Origin of the sequence: Alcanivorax sp. IL2 (genome assembly GCF_047495475.1) — a bacterium.
GTDB lineage: Bacteria > Pseudomonadota > Gammaproteobacteria > Pseudomonadales > Alcanivoracaceae > Alcanivorax.
This window is the reverse complement of sequence record NZ_CP179932.1, coordinates 2,965,477-2,991,881: the sequence shown is the minus strand read 5'-3', so window position 1 is coordinate 2,991,881 and position 26,405 is coordinate 2,965,477. Positions and strand designations below refer to the sequence as shown.

Below are 26,405 nucleotides of genomic sequence, written 5' to 3'. Positions count from 1 at the left end.
CGAGACCTCGTCATTTCTACGAAGCCGCTGTAGGAGCCCATGCTTGCATGGCGAACCGTGCGAAGCACGGCATCGTCCGCAGGACGATCAAAGCTAGAAGCTAGAAGCTAAAAAAAACGGCGCCATAAGGCGCCGTAATAGTTTGGCTCGGGAGAGCTATCACGGAGTAAAACTCCGGAGTCGATGGATGGGACCTCATCGACGCCTGGGATTATGTGGACACTTGTTCGCCGAAACATTCGCTTTGTAGACTTTTTGTTTAGCCCGCCAGGTCAATTTTTGCACGGAAGTGCATATAAACCCCGTATCAGGGCTTTTCTGGCATCAATCCGCAGGCCCGCAAGTGCTCCTGCCACAGGGTTACATGGCGCTCCAGAGCATGCTCCATGCGGCTTTCCACCCCATTCGGGCCGAAGTAATGCTGTCGCCAGCGGGTGAAAGGGGCGGGGGCCGAACCCAGCAGACCGTTCATCTGTTCGAGGCTGTCAGCCAGTGATTGGCGCTGGCGACGGCTTTGCGCCAGGGCCTGCTGCACCTTGGGGCCCCACACCTTGTCCAGCACATTGCGCAAGCGCCGGGCCCGGGTGCTGGCCTGGTTGCGCGGACAAAGACGTTGCGGATCAATGCCCGCCAGGAGTTGGTTACCACGCTCCAGCTCACGCAATGAAAGCGCCATGCGCCGCAGCAGGTAGCCGCCGGATTGATTATGGGCCAGGGTTTCCAGCAGCGGCTCCAGATTCAGCGGCGTCACCGCGCCGCTCTGTTTATGGGCAATCACGGTGTGACTCAGTTGTTGCAGGCTCTGCAAGGCCGCGCTGGTGTCGCCGACACTGGCGGACGGGGACTGACTGAAAAAACGCCGTATTTCCTCGCTGTTGGCAAGCACATTCCAGTACAGGGCCGGCAACGCGGCTTCCTTTTCGGCCACCACCTGCGACATGACCGTTACCAGCTCCGGGTCGTCCAGGGTGTTTTCCTCCAGGCAGGTGCGTGCCTGTTGAATAAACGCCAGTTCATGACTGAGCCGTAAGGAATCCGCCTGCAGCTTGCCCAGCGAGCTGTTGCGCTGGCTGATCAGTTCCATCAGACCGCAGTGCCGCAGCTCCAGATAGTCGAGCATATCCACCCGGTGTTCCGGTAGCGGCAGCCGCAATTCACGGGCACCGGGGTAGGGCAGGAGGGGGAGCGGGGCACGTTCGGGAAGCGCCTGTCGGCTCAGCCGGGCAATGCGGTCAAGGTAGTCCTCCCAGCGCGCCTCATCCGGGTCCTGGGGGGCCAGCCACCCGATGGCCAGTAGCGACGCCATGGCCAGGGCTGCCAGCCCCCAGCCGGTTTTTTTCTGCATCACGACAGGACTCCGCTTAATCCGGTGTTTCGCTTATGCCAAACCGTTGACACTGTGGTCGATCTGTCCGCGAATTGCAGGACGGTTGTGCTATGTTTGGCCTGATCATCAATTTGCATTGGAAGCGTATTATGTCAACGAGGGGATTGCCGTTTTTTCGGTTACTGATGCTGTGTCTGGCATTATCACTGGGCGCCTGTGATACCGGAGAGAAGGGAGGCAGCGACTCACCACCCAAGCAGGATAAAGCGGACACGCAAACCACGCAGCCCGCGCCTGCACAGCTGGATGACCGCTGGCAGGCTCACCTGGCGTCTGCTCCCTCCGGGGTGATCAGTGCCCGGGCCCCGTTGGTGGTGCGTTTCAATCACCCGGTCATTGCGGCAGAAAAGCTTGATCAGCCGGTCTCCGGTGTCGCCCGGCTGGTGCCGGACATACCGGCAGACATTCGCTTTACTGCTGAAGACCGGCTGGAAATACGCCCCTCAGAGCCGCTACCCGCCGGTGAAAACGTGACCCTGATGCTCTATGCCCAGGGGCTGAACGGCGTGGATGAAACCCTGCCCACCGCACAATTGCCGTTGCAGGTCATGCGTCAGCAACTGAGCCTGACCGTGCAATCCCTGTTGCCCGCGGATGACGGGGAGCAGATGGTGCTAACCGGCAGCCTGGAAACCCGGGATCTGGCAGACGCAGAGAGGGTGGAAAAAAGCCTGCGCGCCAGCCAGGACAATCAGACCCTGCCGATAAGCTGGGAGCACGACAAGGCCGGCCTGCGCCATGGGTTTACCGTATCCGGTATCCGTCGGGGCGACCAGGCCAGCCAGGTGACCCTGGGCTGGGATGGCAGCTCCCTGGGCGTGGAAAATCAGGGTGAGCGCCATTACAACGTCCCTGCGATAGCGGCCTTCGAAGTCACCAATGTGCGGGCCGTGAACTACCCCAAACCCCATGTGGAAGTGAATTTTTCCGAGGCGCTGCAAGGCTCCCAGAACCTCAATGGCCTGGTCACCCTGAACGGCAAGGCGCCACGCCTGGAAGTGGACGGCAGCCGCCTGCGGGTCTATCCCCAGGATGACAAGGAAGAGGATGTAGCGCTGGTGATCGATGCCGGCCTGCGCTCCGCCAGCCATGGCCGGCTGGCGGTGAAACTGGAAAAAACCGTCACCCTGATGATGACCAAGCCCGGTGTGCGCTTTGCCGGCAAGGGCACCATCCTCCCGGACGGCAAGCAGCTCAGCGTCCCCTTTGAAGCCGTCGGTATTCGCTCGGTGAAGGTGCAGGCCTTCCGGGTGTTTGACGACAATATCGGCCGTTATTTGCAGGGCAGTGAGCTGGACGAAGGGGACATGGACACCCGCACCGGTCGCTACCTGTGGCAGAAAACCCTTGAGCTTCCCGCCAACGGCGACGGCTGGCAGCGCTACCATCTGGACCTGACCGAGCTGATGGCCAAACACCCCGATGGCCTGGTGCATCTCACCCTGACCATTGATGGCGACGACATCACCTATGCCTGCCCGGATAATACCCTGACCCGCAACACAACCCTGCCGGACAACTACGAAGGCCCGGGGCAGGAACAGGAGCAACCAGACAGCCTGGCCAACTATTATCGCGATGCCGGCTATCTGAGCTGGTACGAACAGGACAATCCCTGCTCCGATAGCTACTACCGCTATAACGACCTTGCCAGCAGCACTCGCGCCTTCCTGGCCTCTAACCTGGGCCTGATCGCCAAGCGCGGCCAGAACGATATCCTGCACGTGGTGGCCACCACCCTGGACAACAATGAGCCCGCCGCCGAGGTGGTGGTGAAGGCCTACAATTACCAGCAGCAACAGGTGGGCATGGGCCTTACCGATGAAGAGGGCATGGCCAGCCTCCAGCTGGATGGCACGCCTTTCTATCTGCAGGCGGTAAAAGACCGCGACACCGGTTTCCTGAAAGTGGCTCGCAACCGTGCGCTGCCCACCAACCAGTTCAACACCAGCGGCCAGACCGTGCGCGACGGTCTGAAAGGGTTCTTCTACGGGGAAAGGGATGTGTGGCGCCCGGGCGACGACATCCACCTGACCTTTATTCTCGAAGACAAGAACGATGTGCTGCCCGACGACCATCCGCTCACCCTGGACTGGTTCGATCCCCGCGGTAACAAGGTGAAAAGCTACTCCCTGGACCAGCCGGTGGGTGACTTCTATGCCTTTACCCTGAGCACGGACGAAGACGCGCCCACCGGCAACTGGCGGGCCGTGGCCCGGCTGGGCCAGCGCTATTTCGATACCCCGGTGCGGGTGGAAGCGATCAAGCCCAACCGGCTGAAGATCGACCTGGAACTGCCCGAGCAACTGCCCGCCAACGAAGCGGCACAGGTGGGCCTGTTTACCCAATGGCTCAACGGTGCCACCGCCGCCAACCTGAAAGCGGATGTGAAAGTGCGGGTGGCGGCGACCACGACTCGCTTCGATGGCCTCAATGCCTACCATTTTGACGACAGCAGCCGCGCCCTCAGCAGCGAGCCCTTCACTGCCTTCGAGGCCCATGTGGACGGGCAGGGCAAGGCCAGCTTCCCGCTTACCATTCCGGTGGAGCAAACCCCGGGCATGCTGCGCGCTACCCTCACCACCCGGGTGTTCGAGAACAGCGGTGACTACAGCACCCAAATTCGCAGTGTGCCGGTTTACCCCTTCAAACATTGGGTTGGCATGCAGGTGCCGCAGGGCAGCGGCTGGGGCGGCGCCCTGTCCCGCGAGGGCAGGCACCCGATCGACCTGATCAGCGTGAACAGCCAGGGCAAGCCGGTGGCTGGCCGGCCGCTGGATATCACCATCTACGAAATCGACTGGCGCTGGTGGTGGGACCGCTCCGGCGACGACCTGAGCAATTTCATCAGCGACCCCAATACCAAGGTGGTTACCCAGGCACAGCTGACCACGGATGCACAAGGCCGGGGCCAATGGACTCTGGATGGCAACAACTATGACTGGGGTCGTCACCTGATCCGTATCTGCGACCGGCAAAGCGATCATTGCACCTCGCAGACGGTGTATCTGGGCTGGAGCAGCGACCAGGCCAGTGGCAGCCAGGATGCCGCCACCCGCTTGTCCCTGTCCGCCGACAAGGAAAGCTACCAGGTGGGAGACACCGCCCGGGTGGAATTGCCCGCGGTCAGTGAAGGCCGCCTGCTGGTGAGTCTGGAGAACGGCTCCCGGGTGCTGGATCACTACTGGCTGCCGGCCAGTGGCCAGGCGCAGACTTTGGAGATTCCGGTCACCGCCGAGATGGCGCCCAACGTGTATGTGCATGTGGCCCTGTTGCAGCCGCACCAGCGGGACAATGATCGCCCCATCCGCCTGTATGGCATCGTGCCGTTACTGGTGGAAGACCCGGCCACCCGATTGCAGCCGCAGATCAAAGCCCCGCAAAAAGTGAAGCCGGAAGAAAACTTCACCGTGGACGTCAGCGAAAAGCAGGGCAAGGCCATGACCTATACCCTGGCGCTGGTGGACGAAGGCCTGCTGGGACTGACCAACTACCGCACCCCGGACCCCCACAGCGCCTTCTATCGCCGCGAGGCCCTGGGCGTACTCACCTGGGACCTGTTCGACATGGTGGTCGGTGCCTACGGGGCCGAGCTGGACCGATTGTTGGCCCTGGGGGGCTCCGATGGCGCCGATGATGGCCGCGAGAAACAACGCCGTCGTTTCCCGCCGGTGGTGAAATTCCTCGGCCCCTTCACCCTGGACGCGGGTGACAAGGCCAGCCATGAAATCACCTTGCCGCCCTACATAGGCCAGGTACGGGCCATGGTGGTGGCCGGCGACAACGGCGCCTACGGCAAGGCGGATCAGGACATCACCGTCACCCAGCCGCTGGCCGTGTTGAGCACGTTGCCACGGGTCATGGGCCCCGGCGAAACCGTGGATCTGCCGGTGACCGTGTTCGTCACCGACGACACGGTGAAACAGGTCAAGCTGTCCGTGCAGGCGGATGATGATTTGTTCAGCGTGGAAACCGGCGAAGCGGAACTGACCTTTACCGGGCCGTCGGACCAGATCGCCATGCTGCGTCTGCGTGCCAACGATCGGGTGGGTACCGGCTCCGTAACGGTGACAGCCACGGGCGGCAAGCATCGCGCCAGCGAAACCGTGCACCTGCCGGTGCGGGCAGCCAACCCGCCCACCACCCGCGACACCTTCAAGGTGCTGGAGAAAGGCGAAGCCTGGGCGCTGGATTACCAGCCCCACGGTATGACCGGCACCAACAGCGCCAATCTCACCGTGAGCGCCTTGCCGGCCATGGGCCTGGAGCGGCGGCTGAACTACCTGCTGCGTTATCCCCACGGCTGTATCGAGCAGACCACCTCGTCGGTGCTGCCGCAGTTGTACCTGAAACAGCTGGTGCAATTGAACGAGCAACAGCAGCAGGAGATCCAGACCAACATTACCGCCGGCATCGAACGGCTCAAACGCTTCCAGCTAGCCAATGGCGGCTTTGGCTACTGGCCCGGCCAGGCACAGGCCAATGACTGGGGGTCTACCTATGCTGGTCACTTCCTGCTGGAGGCAAGACGGCTGGGGTATGCGGTGCCCGCGGGCATGATGAATGACTGGGTCGACTATCAGACACGTCGCAGTCAGACCCTGGGGGACCGTCCCTGGGAATGGAGCGCGGAAGCCTATCGCCAGTACACCCTGGCTCTGGCCGGCAAGCCCCAAGTGGGTGCCATGAATCGCCTGCGTGAGCGCCTGCAGATGGCGAAGCAGGATTACCCTCGCAGCGCCAGTTACCACAGCGGTCGCTGGTTGTTGGCGGCGGCCTATCAGCAGATGGGGCTCAGCGATGTGGCAGCAGAGCTGACCACATTGAATGTGGATGACCTGGACTATGACGGTGCCAGTTACACCTATGGCTCCTCCCTGCGTGATCAGGCCATTCGCCTGACGGTGGCTCAGGCACAGAATCGGGAGCAGCAGGCCTGGTCGTTGGCCCGCGATATTGCCGATCAGCTATCCGGTCAGAATTGGTACAGCACCCAGACCACAGCCTGGTCACTGATGGCCATGGCCCGCTATGCGGGCAGTCAGGGGGGCGATCATGGTTACCGCTTTGCCTGGCAGGAAGGCAAACAGGGCTGGCAGGATATCGCCGCCACCTCGCCGCTAACCCGCCAGCCGCTCAATGCCGGCGGCAGGGAAGGGGATGACAAACAGTCGCTGAGTGTGCGCAACGACAGCGACCGCAAGTTGTTCGTCACCCTCAGCCAGACCGGCACCCCGTTGCCGGGCAACGAAGCGCCGGTGAGCGAAGGCCTGAGTCTGGCAGTACGGTTCATGGTGGGTGACACGCCGATCAATCCGGCCAGCCTGACTCAGGGGCAGGATTTCACTGCGGAAGTGACGGTGACCAACACCGGCTCGCGCACCCTGGACGATGTGGCGCTCACCCAGATCCTGCCCTCCGGCTGGCAGCTCACCAGCAGCCGTCTGGATGGCAGCGCGGACAACAACGAGAAGGTGACCTATCAGGATCTGCGCGATGACCGGGTGATGCATTACTTCGACCTGAAACCCGGTAGCAACAATGCCCTGACCTTGAGGGTGGACCTGAGCGCCTCCTTCGCCGGCCGCTTCTACCTGCCGGCCTGGACCGTGGAAGCCATGTACGACGGACGCCGTCAGGCGCGTAGCAAGGGCCAATGGGTGGAGGTGAAAAAGTAGAGGCCGTAAAGGCAATGGATTTACCACAGAGGTCACAGAGCACACAGAGGAAAAACAGGCTCGGTGAACTCTGAATCTCTGTGGTGAAGATCCTGCTTGCGGTTTTTTTCGTGGTCCGAGACACCACCCTCATCGCGTTGATTATGCGTGACAGGGTTGGGTGGTGGATTACGCCTGCGGCTAATTCACCCTACCCAGCTCGCTGGCATTTTCCGGTTATATCGTTCACTTAAGGTCTGTGCCGGTGCAGACCCTTCGCGATGTAAACATCGCTTCCCACAAACCCCTGCGTCAGGATTTGTGGGAAGTCATGCTCGCATGACGAAGACGTTGGCACAGTGCTGCTTCTTCAAGAGTTTCCTTAAGCAAAAAGCCCCGGAATGTTCCGGGGCTTTTTTGTGGGTGCTTTATCGCGTTGTATCAGGCGGCTTCGTTTTTCTGGTAACCGTCCGCGTCGCCGATCAGGGTATCCATTTCTGCCAGGAACTCCCGGTTGTCGTGGTCCCAGGGGTGGAAGTTGGGTTTGAACCAATCCAGCCAGGGAATCACCACCCGGCGCAGGCCGCCCGGTTTCAGCCACTGGAACTTGAAAGATAGCCACCAGCCTTTCAGGTTAAACAGCTGGCCCACCTTCCAGGTGTTGATTAGGAAAAACGGGTAGAACAGTGCAAAGAAAATGGTGGTGGCCAGGATCAGGCCCACACTGCGCAGGGCCCACGCCTTGATACCGCTACCGAATACCGTCTGGTAAACATCAAAAGCGACCGCCTTGTGCTCGGTTTCTTCCAGGGCGTGCCAGTGCCACAGGCGCTGGTAGGCCTCGTCGGAGTCATCGATCAGGTCCGGCTCACGCAGCAGGATATCGGCGAGAATGGCGGTCAGGTGTTCCAGTGCCACGGTGGCAGACAGTTGCAGGGCATTGGGGGTGTATTTGGAAATCACATCCAGCAGTTTGGAAACAATGGCTTCCTGGGTATCCACCGGCAGGCCGGCCTCTACCATCTTCTGGTTGTAGTCCTCGTGCTCGCGCCCGTGCATGGCTTCCTGGCCGATAAAGGCCCGCACGGCCTCCTGCAGCTCCGGGTCGTCGATGCGGTCGCGATACTTGCGCACGCTATTGATAAAGAAGCGCTCACCTTCCGGGAAAAACAGCGACAGGGTGTTGAAGAACTGGGTCACCGTGGGGCCCCAACTGTGCCAGTTGAGTACCTTTTCATCCGGAACATGGAACTTCAGGTTCCGGCGAATTGGCATGATATGCATTTTCATTGTTATATCACCTTTCTCCAATGGTCCTGCCATCCACTTAACGCCTGTTGGTCGAAAATTACAATTCCACTGTGACAGTAGGGGGCCCCTGCGTAACTCCTTGTATGCTCAGGCTTTCAGGCTGGTTCACAATCTAGGCGCACTTTTGAAGGCATGCTGGTGGCCTGTCGAGGCTTATACCTTCAAAGAACGGCAACAACGAGTGTGGGCCAGCCTGAAAGCCCCGGAGGGCGAGACCTGAAGCGCACATCTGCTGCGCTTTGTCGCTAGGAAAGGGAGCCACCCTGTCCGTCACGACAAAACACAACAGCTGCACACTTCAGGTCTCGCTGAGCATGCAAGGAGTTACGCAGAGGCCCCCCGGAAAACGGAATTGAAACAATGGATTTTAAATCGCTGATAGAGGTCGGCAATGACAGGTAAATGGCGTCTGCTGATAAGCGCTGTGGTGTGTCTGGTGGCGATTGCCAGTGCGTTTCACTTTCTGGTGATGGAGCGTTATGGCGTGCCAGACAGTGGGATCCGGGTGGTGAATCAACGTAGTGATGATGGTGGTCGGGACTGGGTGATTCGCTTGTATCAGAGTGATAGCCGTCACCACTGGCAGGCCAGCGGTGACGGCTATGCCGTGGCCATCGATCGGCTGGGCAGCAACAGCTTTTCGCTGGATATTGCCTACGGCAGCAGTGGTGACGGCCGCCACAGAATTCGCCAGCAGGTGCGTCTTGGCGAAGGCCTTACCCTGGTGGCGGCCTTCGGTGCCGGCCCGGCAGAGGCCGGAGACACCCGGGTTATTGTTGATCGGGTGAAGTAGGCGGCGTCCGCTCGGCGCTTGCTGCATCGTCCGGAGCGCGCTTGTGCAGCATCACGGCCACCAGTACGGCGGTCATCGCCAGAATCCCTGCTCCAATGGCGGAATTGGTATGCAGGGCCAGGCTGAACCCCTCACGGGCGGCGGCCATCACCGACGCACCCAGCTCCGGTCCCAACTGTGCGGCGGCACCGATGGCCCCGCCCAGGGTATCCCCGGCAGCCAGTGACAGCTCGTCAGGCAATCCTGCAGGGAGTTGCTCCAGCATATGTTGCCGGTAGACGGCCGCGCCAATACTGCCGATCACCGCAATCCCCAGTGCCATGCCCAGTTCCGTGGCGGTTTCCGAGGTGGCTGAGGCAGCGCCGGCTTTGCGTGCCGGTGCGGCGCTGACCACCATGTCGGTGCCCAGAATCATCATCGGCATCACGCCCACCCCCATCACCGTCATCCCCAGGATCAGCAAGGGAATCTGGGCCGGGCTGTGCACCAGCAGCAGGATCAGCAGACCGATTGCCGCCATCATCAGCCCGGCGCTGACCAGTTGCCAGTGGGGCAGGTAACGGGTCAGCCGGGGGACCAGTAACGACGCCACGGTCTGCACCAGCGCCGGCGGCAGCATCACCAGCCCGGCCTCCAGCGGCGACAGGTCGAGCACGCCTTGCAGGTACTGGAACACCATCAGCCAGGCACCGGACAGGGCCAGGATAGTGAGCAGCATGGCAGCCACCGAGGTGCTGAAGGTGCGGATAGCAAACAGCGAAAGATCGAACATGGGCTCGGCCAGCCGCCGTTGGCGACGGACAAACAGCACGCCGATAGCGAGCCCCAGCGCGATGGAGAGTAGTGGCATCAATGACACTCCGTTACGGGCCATGTCTTTCAGGCCGTAGATCACCGCCAGTACCGTGACCACGGACAGCAGGGCGCTGGTCCAGTCCTGGGCGCCGGCATCCTCATCGCGGAATTCCGGTAACAGCAGCGGACCGCACACCAGCAACAACAACATCACCGGAACCCCCAGCAGGAACACCGAGCCCCACCAGAAGAACTCCAGCAGCGCACCGCCCACCAACGGGCCAATGGCGCTACCGACGATGAAACCGGTCATCCATACGGTAATCGCCACCGTGCGCTCCTGCTCCACCTGAAACATGTTTCTCAGCAGCGACAGGGTCGACGGCATCAGCGTGGCCCCGGCAATGCCAAGTAACGCGCGGGTGGCAATCAGCATTTCTGCACTGGTGGCAAAGGCCGCCATGGCCGAGGCAATACCGAAGGCGGTGGCCCCGGTAAGCAACAGGCGCCGCCGACCTATACGATCGCCCAGAGTGCCCATGGTCACCAGGAAGCCGGCAATCATGAAGCCATAGATATCCAGTATCCACAGCAGCTCGGCGCTGGTGGGTTGCAGGTCGGCACTGAGATGGGGGGCTGCCAGATGCAGCACGGTCATATCCAGGGCCAGCAACACGGTGGGCAGCATCAGCACCGTCAGTCCCAGCCACTCGCGACGGGTGGCGGCTTGGGGGGTGGGCATGGTGTCTTCCTCGCAACAGGGCATATCAGGTTGTCGTTTCCGATGCCCGTTTTTCGACACGGCAGCGGTTAAAGAACCCTAAAGTCTCAACCTGACTTGAGGTCAAGCTGGCTGCGTAAAAAAAGCAGCCGGCCAGTATCCTTTCTGGATTTCGCAAAAGCTAGTGTCGGTTGCACGACAGTGTGAAGCCTGCCCGGGAAATAGCGGCGAGGACGGGCAGATGGCGTAGGGTGCCACTGAGCCTAAGGCGAACTGCACCGATTCGGCGTTTGATGGTGCAGTTCGCCTTAGGCTCAGTGACACCCTACGTCCTGGGTATCGCAGGTGTTTGCGATCAAAAAGGTCATCGCAGCATTTTCTCTCCGCCGCGAAGAACCAAAGAAAAGGGCGCACTTAGGCGCCCTAAAAAAACACTCTCCCGTTATTTTTCTTGTTTTGCCAGATTCAGAGTCCGCGGTTCTTCAGCCGGTTGGCATGCTGGCGGAACACGGCGGTGGGGTTGGTTTCAAAGGGGCTGACCAGACCCGCGATCTGGTTCACTTCATCCAGGTGGTTCATGCGGTAGTCATCGCGGATCACCAGGCCCAGATGACTGGAGCAGCTGGACACCAGACCGTCGTTCTTCTCGCCCAGGTAGAGCAGGGAGATCAAGCCGATACCGGCGTCGCTGATATCCAGCACATTGGTCAGCGGCTTGGCGCCGGACCAGGAGTAATAACGCACGCCGTTATCTCCCTGTTCCGGTGCGTGGCCGCAGGCATCTTCCGGGAGGCCTTCGGGGTAGTGGTTGTTGAATTCCGTGCTGCCCTGAGTGGACAGGGAATAGAGGGCTGCCAGTGAATCCTGCTCGTAGCCACCACCGGAAATCAGGTCCAGAAATCCGGTTGCCGCATTGACGATACTGCCGAGGAGATTCGCAGCTACAGGCAAGGCTTCTTGCACCCCAAGCAATACATCGGCCATGCGGGCACCGGTATGTGGTCCGGCCACGGCGGTGGCGGATGCCACATAATCCGGGTACACCGACGCCACGTAGCGAACCGTGGGGCCGCCATGGCTGTGGCCCAGCAGGTTGACCTTTTCCGCACCAGTGGCGGCGAGGATGGTCTCTACCTGACGGGCCAGTTGCTCGCCGCGTACTTCCGTGCTGTTGGCGGCAGCCACCTGGGTGACATACACCTCGGCACCACTGCGGCGCAGCTCTTCGGGAATTCGGTACCAGTAGTTGTAGCCGGCAATGTCATCAAAGCCGAACAGGCCATGGCTGAGCACGATGGGATAACGGGTTTCGGTATAGGTATCCTTGAACAGCCAGTCGAACCATCCGGCGTGCGCGGGCAAGCTGAGAGCTGACAGCAGCAGACAAAGGGGTAGACTTAGCGCCCGTAGCGGCGCTCTTCGGGATAAAATCATTGGCATCACCTTGTTGTTTATTGTTATCGGCGGTACTGCCAGGTCTTCGCCGAGCGCTCCCTGGTCAGGAGTGAATCCACCTTAAAGGAATCGCAATCATTAATTAACAGTAGTGTTAATATTTGTTTGTTATAAGCAAGGAAAGGTTCGCTGTTAACTGTGCACGGATTACGAATAAAGTACTGGAGCCAAGAAAGCTGGCCTTCCTTGGGGGGTGACTGGAAAGGTCGGCCAGTTGTAGTAAAGTAACATGAGTGTTAAGGATAAGAGATATGCAGCCTGCTTCAGGGCAAAAGAAGCGGCGGGGAAGGCCTGCCGGAAAAACCGTGGACACCCGGGAACGCATCATCGACGCGGCCCGGGAGGTATACGGGGAGCATGGCACTTATGGCACCACGGTGGCGTTGATTCTCAAGCAGGCGCAGGTGTCCCGGCCAACCTTCTACAAATATTTTTCCTCGGCCGTGGATGTGATCGACGACATTGTTCGCCTCTGTAACGAGGATGTGGAGCGGTTATTCGTAAAAGTCTTCCAGCAACCGCAAAAAGAATTCTATGACTATCTGCCCATGGCCCTGAGTGGCTACCTGAACTGGGGACGATCACAGGGCCTGCTGATGGAGGCGCGGTTTCGCGAGTTGCATGACCTGTCATCACCGGTTTCGCGGTATCGCGATGAACACAACCAGCGCATCGTTGCCATTTTGCACGACAGTATGGTCAAGCATGGCCGGACGCCGCCGGATGATCTGGCGCTGACCTCCCTGGTACAGGGCATCGAGCATCTCGGTTATCAGTTTTGCATGCAGGCGGAACATACCGAGATGCCCCGATATATTGAGGTCATGGGGCGTTTGTGCATTGCCATGCTGGGCAACCGGCACGACTGGCAGGAAATGATGGCGTCACCGTTCTTCAGTCGCCTGCTGGGCCTGGAGGAACGTTGACGAGAGTGATCAAGGCTGAAAAACCCAAAGAACAACAAAAAGGAAAAGGCCATGGGAAAACGTTACCTTGCGGGTGTGGTTCTGCTTGTACTAATGGCGTCATTACTGATCTGGGGCTTGCCGGGACCCTCTGAACCGGATAGTCCAGAAGATCCGTCGACGGGCAGCGTCAGTAACACCGCTACCGGTCCTGCTGCATCAGTGCCTGCCGACACGACTCGCTATGATCATTACCGCCAGCGGGCTACAGAACTGGGGCCGATACCGGCTTCTCTGAGCGGTACCCGGGTGGACGGCAACCTGCAGGTCAATGCCAGTGGTGATCTGCTTATCAATCCTGCCATTCGCCAGGTGTTTGATTATTTTCTGACGGCGTTGGGCGAAGAGTCTCTCGAGGATATTCAGGCGCGCCTGGCAGGACACTTGGCAGAAGAGTTGCCACCGCAAGCCGCGCAGCAAGCCTGGGCGCTCTATGAGCAATACATGGGGTTGCGCGAAGCCATGGCGCAATTACCGGAACACGATGGCAGTGTGACGGCCATGCGCGCGGCCATTCGCCAGCGTCATGATATGCAGCAGGCCTATCTGGGTCCGGAAGTCGCCGATGCCTTTTATGGTCTGGATATGACCTACGACCGTTACATGATTGAACGGCAGGCGCTGCTTGAGAATGAAGGGCTGTCGGCGGAGCAACGTGACAGGCAGTTGAGCAACCTCGAACAGGACCTGCCGCCGGGCATGCAGCAGATGCTTCATGATACCCGCGCACCAGTATGGCTGGAGCAACGCACCCAGAGGTTGAGGGAGCAGGGTGCCAGCGACGCGGAAATCCGGGCACTGCGGGAGCAGACGTTCGGGGCCCAGGCCGTGGCGCGTTTCGAGGCACTGGAACAACAGCGACAGGACTGGCAGGCACGCTATGAGGCGTATCGGCAGCAGCGCCAGCAACTGATCAGCAGCGGCCTGTCGCACACTGATCAGCAGGTGGCCCTGGCACGGCTTCAGCAGCAGTTATTTGAAGACAAGGAACTGGCCCGGGTGCAGGCCCTGGATCGGATCAACACCCAGACACCCTGAAGACGGTACTGGTAGGAGCTTGCCCGCAGTCGGCCAATCAGGTTTGGCTGCAAGCCGGCTCCTGCAAGCTATTTGCTGACCGGGTTTGTCATCAAAAATGGTAACGCAAACCCGCGCCGATCATATCGACGCCGACATCATTATCGAAATGCACGAACTCGCCATACAGGTACAGCTTGTCGAGCAGATCCACGGTGGCACCGACCCCGCCGAAGGCATCCGTGGATGAATCATCATCCTTGCTGGCGCCATTGCTGATATCAAAATCCGTATCTGCCACACCGGCCTTGCCATAAAGGCCTACCGGGCCCAATTCGAAACTCAGCAGCCCGGCTAGGGTAACGGCACCGCCTTCAATTTTGGTGCCGTTGTCAGCTTCCTGCTTGCCGAAGTCGTAATAGCCCACTTCCGCCCCAAGCAATTCAATGGGGCGCCAACCCAGGAAGAGGGCGCCGGTGGTATCGCTATCGTCAAAGTTCAGGCTGTCCACTTTTTCATCTACGGAGGCGTTGTAGAGTCCGGCGCCGATATAGACGCCGCCAGCGCTGGAGAGAGGGGCCAGTGACAACAAGGCCAATCCGCTGAGTGCTTTTGCAAAGCGTTTCATGAGCATCACTCCTAAATAACGTGAGGGTCAGTATCTCCCAGTTTGATCCTTGTGAATAGCAAGCTTGTTGCTGCTTTCACGTTGGCTCGGGGTACACTGCAATGATGAAAATACCTGACACTAATACGCTTTCCTCGATTCAGGGAGTGATCTTCGATCTGGACGGTACCCTGGTGGATTCGCGTCTCGACTTTACCGCCATTCGTAGCGAACTGGCTTGCCCGGAGGGAGTAGGGGTACTTGAATATATTCAGTTACTCCCTGAGAGTGACCGACGTGCTGCCGAGCAGATTGTTCTCGATCATGAGCGCCGTGGTGCCGAGCGTGCCGAATGGATACCCGGTGCTCGCGAATGCCTGCAGTTTTGTTCCCGCCGTAACTTGCCTACCGCCATTCTCACCCGTAATGCCCGTGAAGTCGCAGACCTGACTATGACCCGTCTGGGAATACAGGTGGATATACTGCTGGCGCGGGAAGACTGCCCGCCAAAACCCGCTCCCGACGGCCTGTTACAGATCGCGGCTGCCTGGAGCCTCAGCCCGAAGCGTCTTGTCTATGTGGGCGATTTTCTTTACGACCTGCAGGCGGCGCGGCGCGCCAATATGATCAGCTGTTTCTATGATCCCGCACTAACCGACAGCTACCCCGACGAAACTGATTGGCACCTTGCCGATTTTGAGCAATTTACCGAGATGCTTGCGACGGCTTGAGATATCGCTTGGCCGCTTGATTGACCTTCGGCGCCAACAGCAGGGCAGAGGTCATAGTGGGAATCGCCATCAGCGCGTACATGGAATCGATCAGGCTCACCACCAGCTTCAGTGATGCCACGGCACCCAACACCACCAGCACCAGATACCACCATATGTAATGGTGCTGGTATTTCGCCCCAATCAAAAAGCCCAGGCACTTGCTGCCGTAGTACCAGAAGGTGAAAACCGTACTCAGGCTGAGCAGGGACACCAGCACTGCCAGAATGACGGCGCCGCCATGGGGGAACAGGTCGCCAAAGGCGTTGGCTGTAAGCGTGACCCCGTCGCTTTCCCCGCTTTGCCAGACGCCGCTGATCAGAATGACCAGAGCCGTGCAGGTGCAGACGATGAGTGTATCGATCACCGGCCCGAGCATGGCGACCATGCCTTCACGCACCGGCTCCTTGGTCTGGGCGGCACCATGAGCCATGGCTTCGGTACCAATACCGGCTTCATTGGAAAATGCCGCTCGGCGAATGCCGGTGATTATCACAGCCCCCACCACGCCGCCGGCAACGGCATTGCCGCTGAAGGCATCCTCGAAAATCATCGCAAAGGCAGCAGGAATGTCGCTGGCATGGCTTGCCAGTACCACAGCTGTCAGCATCAGATACCCCACCACCATGGTCGGTACCAGCATGCCGGTAACCTTGCCCAGCCGGGGCAATTTGCCCAGGGCCACAGCCATTACCAGCAGCGCGAGCACCAGGCCCAGCATCAGGTCAAACGTGAAATGGGCATCGGCGCTGGCCAGGCCGGCGGGGATGGCCAGGGTGTCACGCAGCACCTGGACCAGTTGATTGATCTGGAAGATCGGCATGGTGCCCAGCAGCCCGGCCACGGCGAAGAAATAGGCCAGCGGCAGCCATTTCTTACCCAGCCCTTCGCGCACCACATACATGGGGCCGCCCTGCCACTGGCCTTCACTGTCCTGGCCGCGAAACATCACCGCCAGGGTGCAGGTATAGAATTTGGTGGCTATACCCACCAGGGCACTGACCCACATCCAGAAAATCGCCCCGGGGCCCCCCATGGCGATGGCAAGCGCTACACCGGACACATTGCCCATGCCCAGCGTGCCGGAGAGGGCGGTGCTCAGGGCCTGGAAATGGGAGAGCTGACCGGGATCACCGCGGTCTGGTTTACGCCACAGCAGACGCACGCTTTGCGGCAAATAACGATAGGGCAGTAGACGGGAGTAAAGGAGGAAGAACAGGCCGCCGCCCACCAGTAGCACCACCAGCGGTGGCCCCCAGAGAAAGCCGACAATCTGGCCCATGGCCGTTTCGAGTTGTTTGATCGTATCCATGGGGCTTAACCCTAGCATGCCGCTTGCTGCGCGGTCAGGTCTCTGCAAGGGACGTTGTAATCTTTCTTTTTCTGCGCAAGCTGACACACTGAAAGAAAAACAACGGGGGGATGATGATGGGATTGTGGATGATTCGACGGCTTGCTGTGCTGGTGGTGTTGCTGTCTCTGGCGCCCTGGCTACAGGCGGATCCGGTCTGGGAAATCAGTAAGGATGGTAAACGTATCCGGCTGGGAGCCACCGTGCATTTTCTCCGCCCGGCGGATCTGCCGCCACCGTCAGCCATGCAGCAGGCCTATGACCAGGCGCAGCAGGTGTATCTGGAATCCAATCTGGCCGAATCTGCCTCCCCGGCCTTTTCCCGGCGATTGACGCAGATGATGATGCAGCCAGCTGGCCGTACCCTTAAAGAGGATCTGTCCGATCCGGTCTGGCGGCAATTGCAGGATTATGCCGCCCAGGCCAATTTTCCGCTGGCCACCTACCAGAGCTTCAAGCCGGCCATGGTCTCCATGGCCATGACGGTTCATGAACTGGGCCGTCAGGGCTTTGGTCGGGGTGTTGACGAATACTATTTCACCCGGGCCAACCAGCATGGCAAGGCAATGGGGTTTCTGGAATCCAGCGATACCTTGCTGTCCTTCATGGCGCAGCTGAATGAAGAGAACAGCGACGCTCTGATCGAGTCCTCCCTGGAAGGCATCGAGCACATGGATGGCATGATGGAAGAGGCGGTCAACGCCTGGCGAAAAGGCGATATGGATGGCCTCTACACCTTACTGGGTGCCGATGAAATGGAGGCCGAATATCCCAGTATCTACCGGAACCTGATTATCGAGCGTAACCGCCAGTGGTTTCCGAAAATCCAGCAGGCCATGGCGGCCGATACGCCGAATCTGGTGCTGGTCGGCGCCTTGCATCTGGGTGGCCCGGACAGTCTGCAGGTGATGTTCGAAGAGGCGGGCTACCAGGTCGTGCCTTTCAACGCGGGTTCCGAGTAGGGGAACTGTCAGCAAGTTCGTTCAACGCCCGGGTGAACCAGGCCCGGGTCTGTTGCCAGTGGGATTCCCCATACAGGGCGATAAATTTTCGGGTCATGTGATCGTTTGAATTTTCCAGCGCCGCCAGGCGCTGGTGTATGAAGGCGTTTGTCAGCGCCAGTCCGCAAACCTCAGTAATGCAGTGCCGCCATTCGTCATAACTGGCAGGAATCGGGAAGGCCATGGGCGTGATTTCCGGCAGTGATTGCGTCCATTAAATGTTATGTTATAACATAACTTAAAAGGAGGCCATCATGCCGGACGTGCTCAGTGAAAAGGCCCTGCTCGCCATGCCCGAGGCGGACTACATGAATGACGCCCAGCAGGCATTTTTCCGCGCCCTGTTGCTGCGTCTCGCCAGGGACTGTGAACAGGAGCTGGCCAGTGCCAGGCAGGTATTACAGACCCCGCCCCAGTCGGACCCACTGGATGCGGCCGTGGACGAGGAGGCCTGCCGGCATCAATTGCGCTTTCTGGCCCGACGCCAGGGACTGCTGGAAAAAATCCGCCAGTCCCTGCGGCGTCTCAACAGCGGTGATTATGGCTACTGTGAGATCAGTGGTGAGCCCATCGGGCTGCGCCGATTACTGGCCCGCCCGACGGCGCAATATTGCGCCGAGGTGAAAACCCGGCTGGAAGAAAACGAAAGACACTATGCCCATTCACGAACCGGATAATTCCATGACTACCCAGCAAGCTGCTCCCGCACGCCAGCTACCCGTTACCGTGCTGTCGGGTTTCCTCGGCGCAGGGAAAACTACCGTCCTCAACCACATTCTCAACAACCGTGCCGGCCTGCGCGTGGCGGTGATCGTCAACGACATGAGCGAGATCAATATCGACGCGGCGCTGGTCAGCAATGAGGTGTCCCTGAATCGTGCTGAAGAAAAACTGGTAGAAATGAGCAACGGCTGTATCTGTTGCACGCTGCGCGAAGACTTGCTGCTGGAAGTGACCCGGCTGTCCCGGGAAGGGCGCTTTGATTATCTGGTGATCGAATCCACCGGTATTTCCGAACCCTTGCCAGTGGCGGAAACCTTTACCTTTGAAGACGAAAACGGTGACAGTCTGTCCTCGGTGGCGCGGCTGGATACCATGGTCACCGTGGTGGATGCAGTGAATTTCCTGCGCGACTACCGCAGTGCCCGCACCTTGCAGGAAGACGGTGAAAGTCTGGGAGAGGACGATCAGCGCAATGTGGTGGACCTGCTGGTGGAGCAGGTGGAATTCTGTGATGTGTTGCTGATCAGCAAAACCGACTTGGTCAGCGAGGCAGATTTGGACACGCTCACTGCCACACTGCGGCTGCTTAACCCGGAAGCGCGCATTATCCCCATCAAGAATGGCATGGTGCCCCTGGACGCAGTGTTGGATACCGGTCTGTTCGATTTTGAAAAAGCCCAGCAGGCGCCGGGCTGGCTGAAGGAAATGCGTGGTGAACACTTGCCGGAAAGCGAGGAATACGGCATCAGCAGTTTCAGCTATGAAGCCCGTCGTCCTTTCCATCCACAACGGTTCTGGGAATTTCTGCAACAGCCTTGGCCCTACGGCACGCTGCTGCGCTCCAAGGGCTTCTTCTGGCTAGCCAGCCGCCCGCAATTTGCCGGCAACTGGAGCCAGGCCGGCGAGATTGCCCACCATGGCCCGGCGGGTCTGTTCTGGAAAACCGTACCGGACCACAGCTGGCCCACGGACCCGGAATACCGCGCCATGATCATGGAAAAGTGGCAGGAACCCTTCGGCGACATGCGCCAGGAGCTGGTGTTCATCGGCCACAACCTGCAACCGGAAGCTACCCGCCAGGCGCTGGACGCCTGCCTGCTCACGGAAGAGGAAATGCTCGCCGGGAAGGAACTGTGGCAGCAACTGGAAGACCCGTTCCCGCAGTGGGAGATGGCCGGATGATTGACGCAAAGACCTCGCCAAAGGCCTATGCCGCACCGGGCCTGGTGATGCGCGATGATGCCGGGGTGCTCGCCGATGTGATGATGGACCCGGTGCAGGTCTCTGTCTGGGATCGGCGCAGCCCTATCGATCAGCAGCTTGTGCAGCAGGCATGCAGGAAAAAACTGGCGGTAAAAAGCTGGCTGGATGTGAAAGATTTATCAGCTTCCATCGAATGCTCGCTGCCCGGTGAGGATTTCGCGCCACTGCGTGAGGACCTGGTGCTGCTGGCCGACATGATGGCCTGCCTGTTCGGTGCCACTGGTGTGGGCCTGCGGGTGACGGCCCTGGAAAAACCCATGTGCCCGCGCTTCCATGTGGATCGTATTCCCGTGCGTCTGCTGTGTACCTATGGGGGCCCGGGCAGCCAGTGGCTGCCGGCCCCGTCGGTGCCTGCCGGTCTGCTGGTGCCGGGCGTTGAGCAGGAGGGCCGCTATGCGGTTGATAGCGTGCAACAACTGCAGGCCGGTCAGGTGGCCCTGTTCAAAGGCGACACCTGGCGGGATAATCCGGGCTCGGGCGTGGTCCACCGGTCCCCGCCCGTGTCTCCCGGTCAGCAACGCTTGCTGGTCACACTGGATATATAGGAACTGTCATGAGCCGCACCGACCGTATTCTCGCCAGCGCCGAACAGCATTGCCGCGAGCAGGGTGTGCGCATGACTCCGCAACGTCGTCAGGTGATGATGTTGCTGCTGACCCAGTCCGGCCCGCAGAGTGCCTACCAGTTACTGGACCAGTTCAAGACCCAGTACCAGAGCAACGCCCAGCCGCCCACCATCTACCGGGCGCTGGATTTTCTGGTGCAACAGGGGCTGGCCCACCGGCTCAGCTCCACCAACCAGTATCTGGCTTGCGATCACATCACCTGCCATCACGGTCACCAGGGCACCGTGTTCCTGCTCTGTGACGATTGCGGTGCCGTGCAGGAAACCCCCATGGCGGGGTCGGCCATCAGCGAGTTGCAGCAGAGCATCAACAGCCTGGGCTTCGTGACCCAGCAGAACCCCTTGCTGGAGGTTCATGGCCGCTGCGCGAACTGCAACGTGCATTAAAAAAGCAGGCAGCACTTGTTTATAAACCCCCTATGGCGATAGCGGGGCGCGATTGTTTGCAATCTCTACCTTAGGAGCGTCGCTGGCGGCCCGATAAAAGACCAGGATCAAAGGCATTTTCACCACAGAGGGCACAGAGCACACAGAGAAAAAACCGTCTTTTCCTCAGTGATCTCTGTGCCCTCTGTGGTAAATCCGTCTTTAAGATTTTGGATTGAGCGCGTAGCAGTAGAACGGAACATTATCGAGGCGTTTTTTTCGCGTTGCAGCTTGAAGCTTGCTGTTTTTTAGAAAACCGGGAGACAACCATGTCACGTTTACGTCTGGATCAGGCGGCCATCGCCCTGTCCGGTTTGTGTATGATCCATTGTGTGGCCAGCGTCGCCGGGCTGTTTGCCATTGGCTTGCTGTCGGTGGTTGGTGGGGTGGATGAGCTGTTTCATCAGGCACTTCTGGCGTTGATTGTGCCGGTCAGTGTGCTCGCCATGGTGGTTGGCTATCGCCGACATCGTCGGCGTCGGGTGTTGTTGCCCGGCCTGGTGGCGCTGATGGTGCTGTGCCTGCTGACTGTTTTCGAAGCGGCGCTGCACGACACGCTGTGGGAACCGCTGCTCACCAGCCTGGTCGGAATCTGTCTGGTTGCCACCCATGTGGCGAACATCCGGGCCTGCAAGGAATGTGAGAGTCACCATGAAGAAATTCGTACTGCTTGAGAGCCTGGTCGGGTTATTGCTGTTGGCTGGCAATCCGGCTGTCGCCGCCGAGGTACATCAGCACGGCCTGGCCGAGGCGGCGGTGGTGGTGGAAGGGCAAAGCCTGACCGTCAGTTTCCGCGCGCCGCTGATGGATATTCTCGGCACCGAACAGCCGCCAGTGGATGCCGCCGCCCGGGTCCGTTACGAGGATCGTCTGAAACAGGTAAGCGAACCGCAACCGTCCGCCCAGGCCGACTGCACACTCAGCCATGAAACCCGCACCGGAGTAGCAGTGCTGTTTCCGGATAGTCACCAGCACGACCACGATCATGAGCATCATGCGGACGTGGAAGCGGAATGGACCTTTCAGTGTCAGTCCCCGGACAGGCTCACCGATGTCACGCTGCCGTTTCTGGCGACCTTTTCCGGCCTGACCACCGAGGTGATCCTGTTATTGCCGGCCGGGCAGGGCGCTCTGCGCCTGGCCCCCGGCGACACCCGCATTCCCCTGGAGTAACCGTGGTTCTTGAACTGGATAACCTGCGTTACCAGCACCCGGGACAAGCCCGGCCTTTCATCCATATCGACCACTTTGCCCTGCAGGCCGGTGAGCGGGTGCTGCTCCATGGGCCCAGTGGTTGTGGCAAAAGTACCCTGTTGTCACTGGTGACCGGGATTCGCCCGGCCCGAGACGGTGATATCCGGGTGGCAGGCAAACCGTTCTCCGCCCTGTCGCAACGGCAACGGGACGCCTTTCGGGCGGACCATATCGGCGTCATCTTCCAGGCCTTCAATCTGCTGCCGTACCTGAATGCGGTGGACAATGTCTGCCTCAGTGCCGGCTTTTCCCGGCGACGCTGTGAGCGTGAAGGCGCCAGCAACAACCGGCAGCGCAGGATCGCCGCACAGGATCTGCTCAGCCGCCTGGGACTGGATGCGGCCACCTCGGCCTTGCCGGCCTGGCAGTTGTCGTTCGGGCAGCAGCAGCGGGTGGCCGCCGCCCGGGCCCTGTTCGGCAAGCCGGATCTGATCATCGCCGACGAGCCCACCTCCGCCCTGGATGCTGACAGCCGCGATACCCTGCTGGCGTTATTGTGTGAGCAATGCGAACAGGCCGGCAGCGCCTTGCTGATGGTCAGCCATGACAGCCAGGTGGCGGACCGCTTCCATCGCAGCGTGGCGTTTTCCGCACTGAACGGGGGAGAGCATCATGCTGCCTAGGATCATTCTCGCCTCCCTGCGTACCCGTAAAACCTCGGCGTCTCTGATTGTGGTGGCCATCGCCCTGAGCCTGGTGATGATCGTCGGCATCGAGCGTCTGCGCCATCAGGTACGCGCCAACTTCGCCAGCACCGTGTCCGGTATCGATTTGATCGTCAGCGCCCGTGGCGGCCCCATGAATATCCTGCTGTACAGCGTGTTCCGGCTCAGTGACCCCACTGCCGGGATTCGCTGGGACACGGTAGAGCACCTGGCCGACCACCCGGACGTGAAATGGTGGATTCCCATCGCTCTGGGCGATTCCCATCGCGGTTTCCCGGTGGTGGCTACTAACGACAGTTATCTGGCCCATTACCGCTACGGGCGTGATCAGGCCCTGACGCTGGCAAGCGGCGAGTGGTTTGCCGGGGCGGATCAGGTGGTGCTGGGCAGCGCGGTGGCGCAGCGGCTGGGTTATCGGCTCGGTGACGATATGGTGCTGGCCCATGGTGCCAGTGGCCCGGCCATTATCGAGCACGACAATCATCCCTTTACCGTGGTGGGCATACTGGCGCCTACCGGCACCCCGGTGGATCAGAGCGTGCATATCTCCCTGGCCGGCATGGCCGCCATTCACAGCGGTGGCCAATTTCGTTCCGGGTTGCCGCCCCGACCCGGGCAGCAGTCGGACACCCCGGGTTCCGTGAATGCGGTGATGCTCGGCCTGGAGCGACGCATCGCCGTGCTCAGCCTGCAGCGGGAACTGTCCCGTTACAAAGCCGAGCCACTCAGCGCCATTATTCCCGGTGTCCAACTGCAGCGGCTGTGGCGGATGACGGCGGTGGGGGAAAACGCCCTGCGGGCCACCTCCATGGCCGTGTTGCTGGTGGCCCTGCTGGTGCTGGTGTCCACTATCCTTGCCGCTCTGGAAGGGCGCCGCCACGAACTGGCGGTGCTGCGTGCCGCTGGCGCGGGCCGGCTTGCCGTCTATGGCGTGATTGTCGGTGAGAGCCTGTGCCTGACGGTGATCGGCAGCTTGCTGGGGCTGGCGTTGCTGTTTGTGGCACAGTGGGCGCTGGCGCCGCTGGCCCAGGCGGAATGGTCCCTGCGCCTGCCGGACAGCTTCCTGTCCCTGCGCGAATTGCCGACCCTGGCGGCCATTCTGCTGGCAGGCTCCCTGGCCGGCCTGATTCCGGCGGAAAAGGCCTTCCGAAACAGCCTGGCCGATGGCCTGACCCCGAGGAACTGACATGCGTACCCTGATCATTCTTCTCTGCCTGCTGGTCAGCCTGCCTACCTGGGCGGCCCGCGAACTGGAATGGGACGACCTGGTCCCCGCCGATTACGACGCCAATGTGGTGTACGAGCAACTGTTCAGCAAAATCTATGGCGATAAACCGCCGGAAGACGTGGACGATGGCGATGCCCGTGGCGAGCAGATGATGGATGCCATCGACAAGGCCTGGCGCGAAGCGCCCTTGAAGGCCGAACTGGATAACACCGTCGTGCGCCTGCCCGGCTATGGGGTGCCACTGGATGGCGACGAGGAATACGTGCGCGAATTCCTGCTGGTGCCGTACTTCGGCGCCTGCATCCACACGCCACCGCCACCCCGTAACCAGATCATCCTGGTCAAGATGAAAGGGCAGGGTGTGCCCCTGGATCTGGTGTTCGAGGCCCTGTGGCTGGAAGGCACCCTCAAGGTATCCAGCCAGGACACCGAATACGGCACCGCCGGCTATGTACTGGAAGGCGAATCCGCCGAGCTGTTCACTGGCTATTAGCAGCGTTCTACCCCGCAGGGTGCACTGAGCCTAAGGCGAACTGCACCATCCGGCGCCTGATCGGTGCAGTTCGCCTTAGGCTCAGTGCACCCTACACTCGCTTCTGGCTCTGTCCCGGAGGCGGCTGCTGTGCGACAATGCGCGCGCTTCGCGCACTCCGCCGCCGTTGACGCCTGTCAGCGGCGCTTTTCGCTTTTCCAACCGGTACAAAACATTGCTCACAACCGCCAACCTCACCATGCAGTTCGGTGCCAAGCCGCTGTTTGAAAACGTGTCCGTGAAATTCGGCAACGGCAACCGCTACGGCCTGATCGGCGCCAACGGCTGCGGTAAATCCACCTTTATGAAGATTCTCGGGGGTGACCTGGAGCCGTCCGCCGGCAATGTGTCCAAGGACCCGGACGAGCGCATCGGCAAGCTGCGTCAGGATCAGTTCGCCTACGAGCAATACTCGGTGGTGGATACCGTGATCATGGGCAACGAAGCGTTGTGGAAGATCAAGGAAGAGCGCGACGGCATCTACGCCAAGGCGGAAATGAGCGAGGAAGACGGCATCCGCGCCGGTGAGCTGGAAGCGGATTTCGCCGAGCTGGACGGCTACACCGCCGAATCCCGCGCCGGGGAACTGCTGCTAGGGCTGGATATTCCGGTGGAGCAGCATTTCGGCCCCATGAGCGAAATCGCCCCGGGCTGGAAACTGCGTGTGCTGCTGGCCCAGGCCCTGTTCGCCGACCCGGACATCATGTTGCTGGATGAGCCCACCAACAACCTGGACATCAACACCATCCGCTGGCTGGAAGACGTGCTCAACCAGCGTCAGTGCACCATGATCATCATTTCCCACGATCGCCACTTCCTCAACAGCGTCTGCACCCACATGGCGGATCTGGATTACGGCGAGCTGCGCGTTTACCCGGGCAACTATGATGAATACATGACCGCGGCCACCCAGGCCCGCGAGCGCCTGCATTCTGACAATGCCAAGAAGAAACAGCAGATCGCCGAGCTGAAAACCTTTGTCAGCCGCTTCAGCGCCAACGCCTCCAAGTCCAAGCAGGCGACCAGCCGCGCCAAGCAGATCGACAAGATCAAGCTGGATGAAGTGAAACCGTCCAGCCGCCAAAATCCCTATATCATTTTCGAGCAGGACAAGAAGTTGTTCCGCAACGCGCTGGAAGTGAAAGGGCTGGCCAAGACCTTTGACCAGGAACTGTTTTCCGGCCTGGACCTGCGTGTGGAAGTGGGCGAGCGCATCGCCATCATCGGCCCCAACGGTATCGGCAAATCCACCCTGCTGCGCTGTCTGGTGGGGGAGCTGGAGCCCACCGCCGGGGAAGTGAAATGGTCCGAGAACAGTGAGCGGGGCTATTACGCCCAGGATCACGCCCGCGACTTTGCCGACGATATGGACCTGTTTGCCTGGATGAACCAGTGGGGCCAGGAAAAAGACGACGAACAGATCATCCGCGGCACCCTGGGGCGGCTGCTGTTTTCCCAGAAAGACATCGGCAAATCCGTGAAAGTGATCTCCGGTGGCGAGCAGGGGCGTATGCTGTTCGGCAAGATCATGCTGCAACGGCCCAACATCCTGCTGCTGGATGAGCCCACCAACCACATGGACATGGAATGCATCGAGTCCCTGAACCTGGCACTGGAAAACTACCCGGGCACCTTGCTGTTCGTCAGCCACGACCGGGAATTCGTGTCCTCCCTGGCTTCCCGGATCATTGAAATCACCCCCACCGGGATCGTCGACTTCCACGGCAGCTACGACGATTACCTGAAAAGCCAGGGCGTAGGCTGAAAGGCAAAGTCGGGCGAGTTACGAGTAACGAGTCACGAGGAGCGAAAAGCACCCCGCCGAAATCAGTGAGGTGCTATTCCTCCGTAGGGGGTTG

At 60.1% G+C, this 26,405-nt stretch carries 23 protein-coding genes; 16 read left to right on the top strand and 7 right to left on the bottom strand.

Translation table 11 applies throughout. The annotated features are described in order from the left end of the window. Window positions 1-307 precede the first annotated feature (307 nt). Window positions 308-1,345 carry a DUF3080 family protein gene (locus ACMG4N_RS13795; RefSeq protein WP_297769434.1) on the bottom strand — a complete coding sequence of 346 codons (1,038 nt, stop codon included), beginning with the start codon at window positions 1,343-1,345 and terminating at the stop codon, window positions 308-310. Between the two features lie 131 nt (window positions 1,346-1,476). Here ACMG4N_RS13795 and ACMG4N_RS13790 point away from each other — a divergent pair, with 131 nt between their 5' ends. Beyond that, entirely contained in the window at window positions 1,477-7,065 is a 5,589-nt protein-coding gene (locus ACMG4N_RS13790; protein ID WP_414432085.1) for an alpha-2-macroglobulin family protein, read from the top strand. 420 nt (window positions 7,066-7,485) lie between these two features. On the opposite strand, the gene ACMG4N_RS13785 is transcribed toward ACMG4N_RS13790, so the two are convergent. Continuing rightward, window positions 7,486-8,334, bottom strand: a complete 849-nt coding sequence (locus tag ACMG4N_RS13785; RefSeq protein WP_297768675.1) for a metal-dependent hydrolase — start codon at window positions 8,332-8,334, stop codon at window positions 7,486-7,488. A 412-nt stretch (window positions 8,335-8,746) separates the two neighbouring features. On the opposite strand from ACMG4N_RS13785, the gene ACMG4N_RS13780 reads away from it, so the two are divergent. Next, a complete protein-coding gene (locus ACMG4N_RS13780) occupies window positions 8,747-9,148 on the top strand; it encodes a hypothetical protein (RefSeq protein ID WP_297768677.1) in 402 nt (133 codons plus the stop codon). Here ACMG4N_RS13780 and ACMG4N_RS13775 read toward each other — a convergent pair. Next, a complete protein-coding gene (locus tag ACMG4N_RS13775) occupies window positions 9,126-10,709 on the bottom strand; it encodes an MFS transporter (protein WP_414432084.1) in 1,584 nt (527 codons plus the stop codon). The two genes, ACMG4N_RS13780 and ACMG4N_RS13775, sit on opposite strands and share 23 nt — an antisense overlap. 420 nt (window positions 10,710-11,129) lie before the next feature. Then, on the bottom strand, window positions 11,130-12,098 hold the full coding sequence (locus ACMG4N_RS13770; protein ID WP_297768683.1) for an esterase/lipase family protein: 969 nt from the start codon (window positions 12,096-12,098) through the stop codon (window positions 11,130-11,132). Window positions 12,099-12,370: 272 nt separating this feature from the next. Between ACMG4N_RS13770 and ACMG4N_RS13765 the strand changes: the two genes are divergently transcribed. Next, the gene (locus ACMG4N_RS13765) at window positions 12,371-13,045 is read left to right on the top strand and encodes a TetR/AcrR family transcriptional regulator (RefSeq protein WP_297768686.1); all 675 of its coding nucleotides are present in this window, start codon (window positions 12,371-12,373) and stop codon (window positions 13,043-13,045) included. A 51-nt stretch (window positions 13,046-13,096) separates the two neighbouring features. Then, complete coding sequence (locus ACMG4N_RS13760; RefSeq protein WP_297768689.1) at window positions 13,097-14,122, top strand: lipase secretion chaperone; 1,026 nt, start codon at window positions 13,097-13,099, stop codon at window positions 14,120-14,122. A gap of 91 nt (window positions 14,123-14,213) precedes the next feature. Here ACMG4N_RS13760 and ACMG4N_RS13755 read toward each other — a convergent pair whose 3' ends face one another. Beyond that, entirely contained in the window at window positions 14,214-14,729 is a 516-nt protein-coding gene (locus ACMG4N_RS13755) for an outer membrane beta-barrel protein (RefSeq protein ID WP_297768692.1), read from the bottom strand. Between the two features lie 101 nt (window positions 14,730-14,830). Here ACMG4N_RS13755 and ACMG4N_RS13750 point away from each other — a divergent pair, with 101 nt between their 5' ends. After that, window positions 14,831-15,439 (top strand): HAD family hydrolase, encoded by a 609-nt coding sequence (locus ACMG4N_RS13750; RefSeq protein WP_297768695.1) that lies wholly within the window; start codon window positions 14,831-14,833, stop codon window positions 15,437-15,439. On the opposite strand, the gene ACMG4N_RS13745 is transcribed toward ACMG4N_RS13750, so the two are convergent. Then, a complete protein-coding gene (locus tag ACMG4N_RS13745; RefSeq protein ID WP_297768697.1) occupies window positions 15,414-16,790 on the bottom strand; it encodes an alanine/glycine:cation symporter family protein in 1,377 nt (458 codons plus the stop codon). The two genes, ACMG4N_RS13750 and ACMG4N_RS13745, sit on opposite strands and share 26 nt — an antisense overlap. A 128-nt stretch (window positions 16,791-16,918) precedes the next feature. Here ACMG4N_RS13745 and ACMG4N_RS13740 point away from each other — a divergent pair, with 128 nt between their 5' ends. Next, window positions 16,919-17,791, top strand: a complete 873-nt coding sequence (locus ACMG4N_RS13740; RefSeq protein ID WP_297768700.1) for a TraB/GumN family protein — start codon at window positions 16,919-16,921, stop codon at window positions 17,789-17,791. On the opposite strand, the gene ACMG4N_RS13735 is transcribed toward ACMG4N_RS13740, so the two are convergent. After that, a complete protein-coding gene (locus ACMG4N_RS13735) occupies window positions 17,772-18,014 on the bottom strand; it encodes a hypothetical protein (protein WP_414432081.1) in 243 nt (80 codons plus the stop codon). The genes ACMG4N_RS13740 and ACMG4N_RS13735 overlap by 20 nt on opposite strands. 70 nt (window positions 18,015-18,084) lie before the next feature. Here ACMG4N_RS13735 and ACMG4N_RS13730 point away from each other — a divergent pair, with 70 nt between their 5' ends. From ACMG4N_RS13730 to ACMG4N_RS13685, 10 genes are all read left to right on the top strand, one after another. Further along, window positions 18,085-18,507 (top strand): TraR/DksA family transcriptional regulator, encoded by a 423-nt coding sequence (locus ACMG4N_RS13730; protein WP_297768703.1) that lies wholly within the window; start codon window positions 18,085-18,087, stop codon window positions 18,505-18,507. A 4-nt stretch (window positions 18,508-18,511) separates the two neighbouring features. Next, window positions 18,512-19,735, top strand: a complete 1,224-nt coding sequence (gene zigA, locus ACMG4N_RS13725) for a zinc metallochaperone GTPase ZigA (protein WP_297768706.1) — start codon at window positions 18,512-18,514, stop codon at window positions 19,733-19,735. Then, complete coding sequence (locus ACMG4N_RS13720) at window positions 19,732-20,361, top strand: DUF1826 domain-containing protein (RefSeq protein WP_297768709.1); 630 nt, start codon at window positions 19,732-19,734, stop codon at window positions 20,359-20,361. The genes zigA and ACMG4N_RS13720 overlap by 4 nt, the downstream gene beginning before the upstream one ends. An 8-nt stretch (window positions 20,362-20,369) precedes the next feature. Then, a complete protein-coding gene (locus tag ACMG4N_RS13715; protein ID WP_297768712.1) occupies window positions 20,370-20,828 on the top strand; it encodes a transcriptional repressor in 459 nt (152 codons plus the stop codon). Between the two features lie 308 nt (window positions 20,829-21,136). Then, window positions 21,137-21,541, top strand: a complete 405-nt coding sequence (locus ACMG4N_RS13710; RefSeq protein WP_297768715.1) for a MerC domain-containing protein — start codon at window positions 21,137-21,139, stop codon at window positions 21,539-21,541. After that, window positions 21,519-22,040, top strand: coding sequence for a ZrgA family zinc uptake protein (locus ACMG4N_RS13705; protein WP_297768718.1), 522 nt, complete (start codon window positions 21,519-21,521; stop codon window positions 22,038-22,040). The genes ACMG4N_RS13710 and ACMG4N_RS13705 overlap by 23 nt, the downstream gene beginning before the upstream one ends. Window positions 22,041-22,042: 2 nt before the next feature. Then, window positions 22,043-22,744 (top strand): ABC transporter ATP-binding protein, encoded by a 702-nt coding sequence (locus ACMG4N_RS13700; RefSeq protein WP_297768721.1) that lies wholly within the window; start codon window positions 22,043-22,045, stop codon window positions 22,742-22,744. Then, the gene (locus ACMG4N_RS13695) at window positions 22,734-23,972 is read left to right on the top strand and encodes an ABC transporter permease (protein ID WP_297768724.1); all 1,239 of its coding nucleotides are present in this window, start codon (window positions 22,734-22,736) and stop codon (window positions 23,970-23,972) included. Before ACMG4N_RS13700 ends, ACMG4N_RS13695 begins: the two co-directional genes overlap by 11 nt. Before the next feature lies 1 nt (window position 23,973). Continuing rightward, window positions 23,974-24,507: a DUF3299 domain-containing protein gene (locus ACMG4N_RS13690; protein WP_297768728.1), complete on the top strand. Its 534-nt coding sequence runs from the start codon at window positions 23,974-23,976 to the stop codon at window positions 24,505-24,507. A gap of 214 nt (window positions 24,508-24,721) precedes the next feature. Continuing rightward, complete coding sequence (locus ACMG4N_RS13685) at window positions 24,722-26,311, top strand: ABC-F family ATPase (protein ID WP_297768731.1); 1,590 nt, start codon at window positions 24,722-24,724, stop codon at window positions 26,309-26,311. Window positions 26,312-26,405 lie beyond the last annotated feature (94 nt).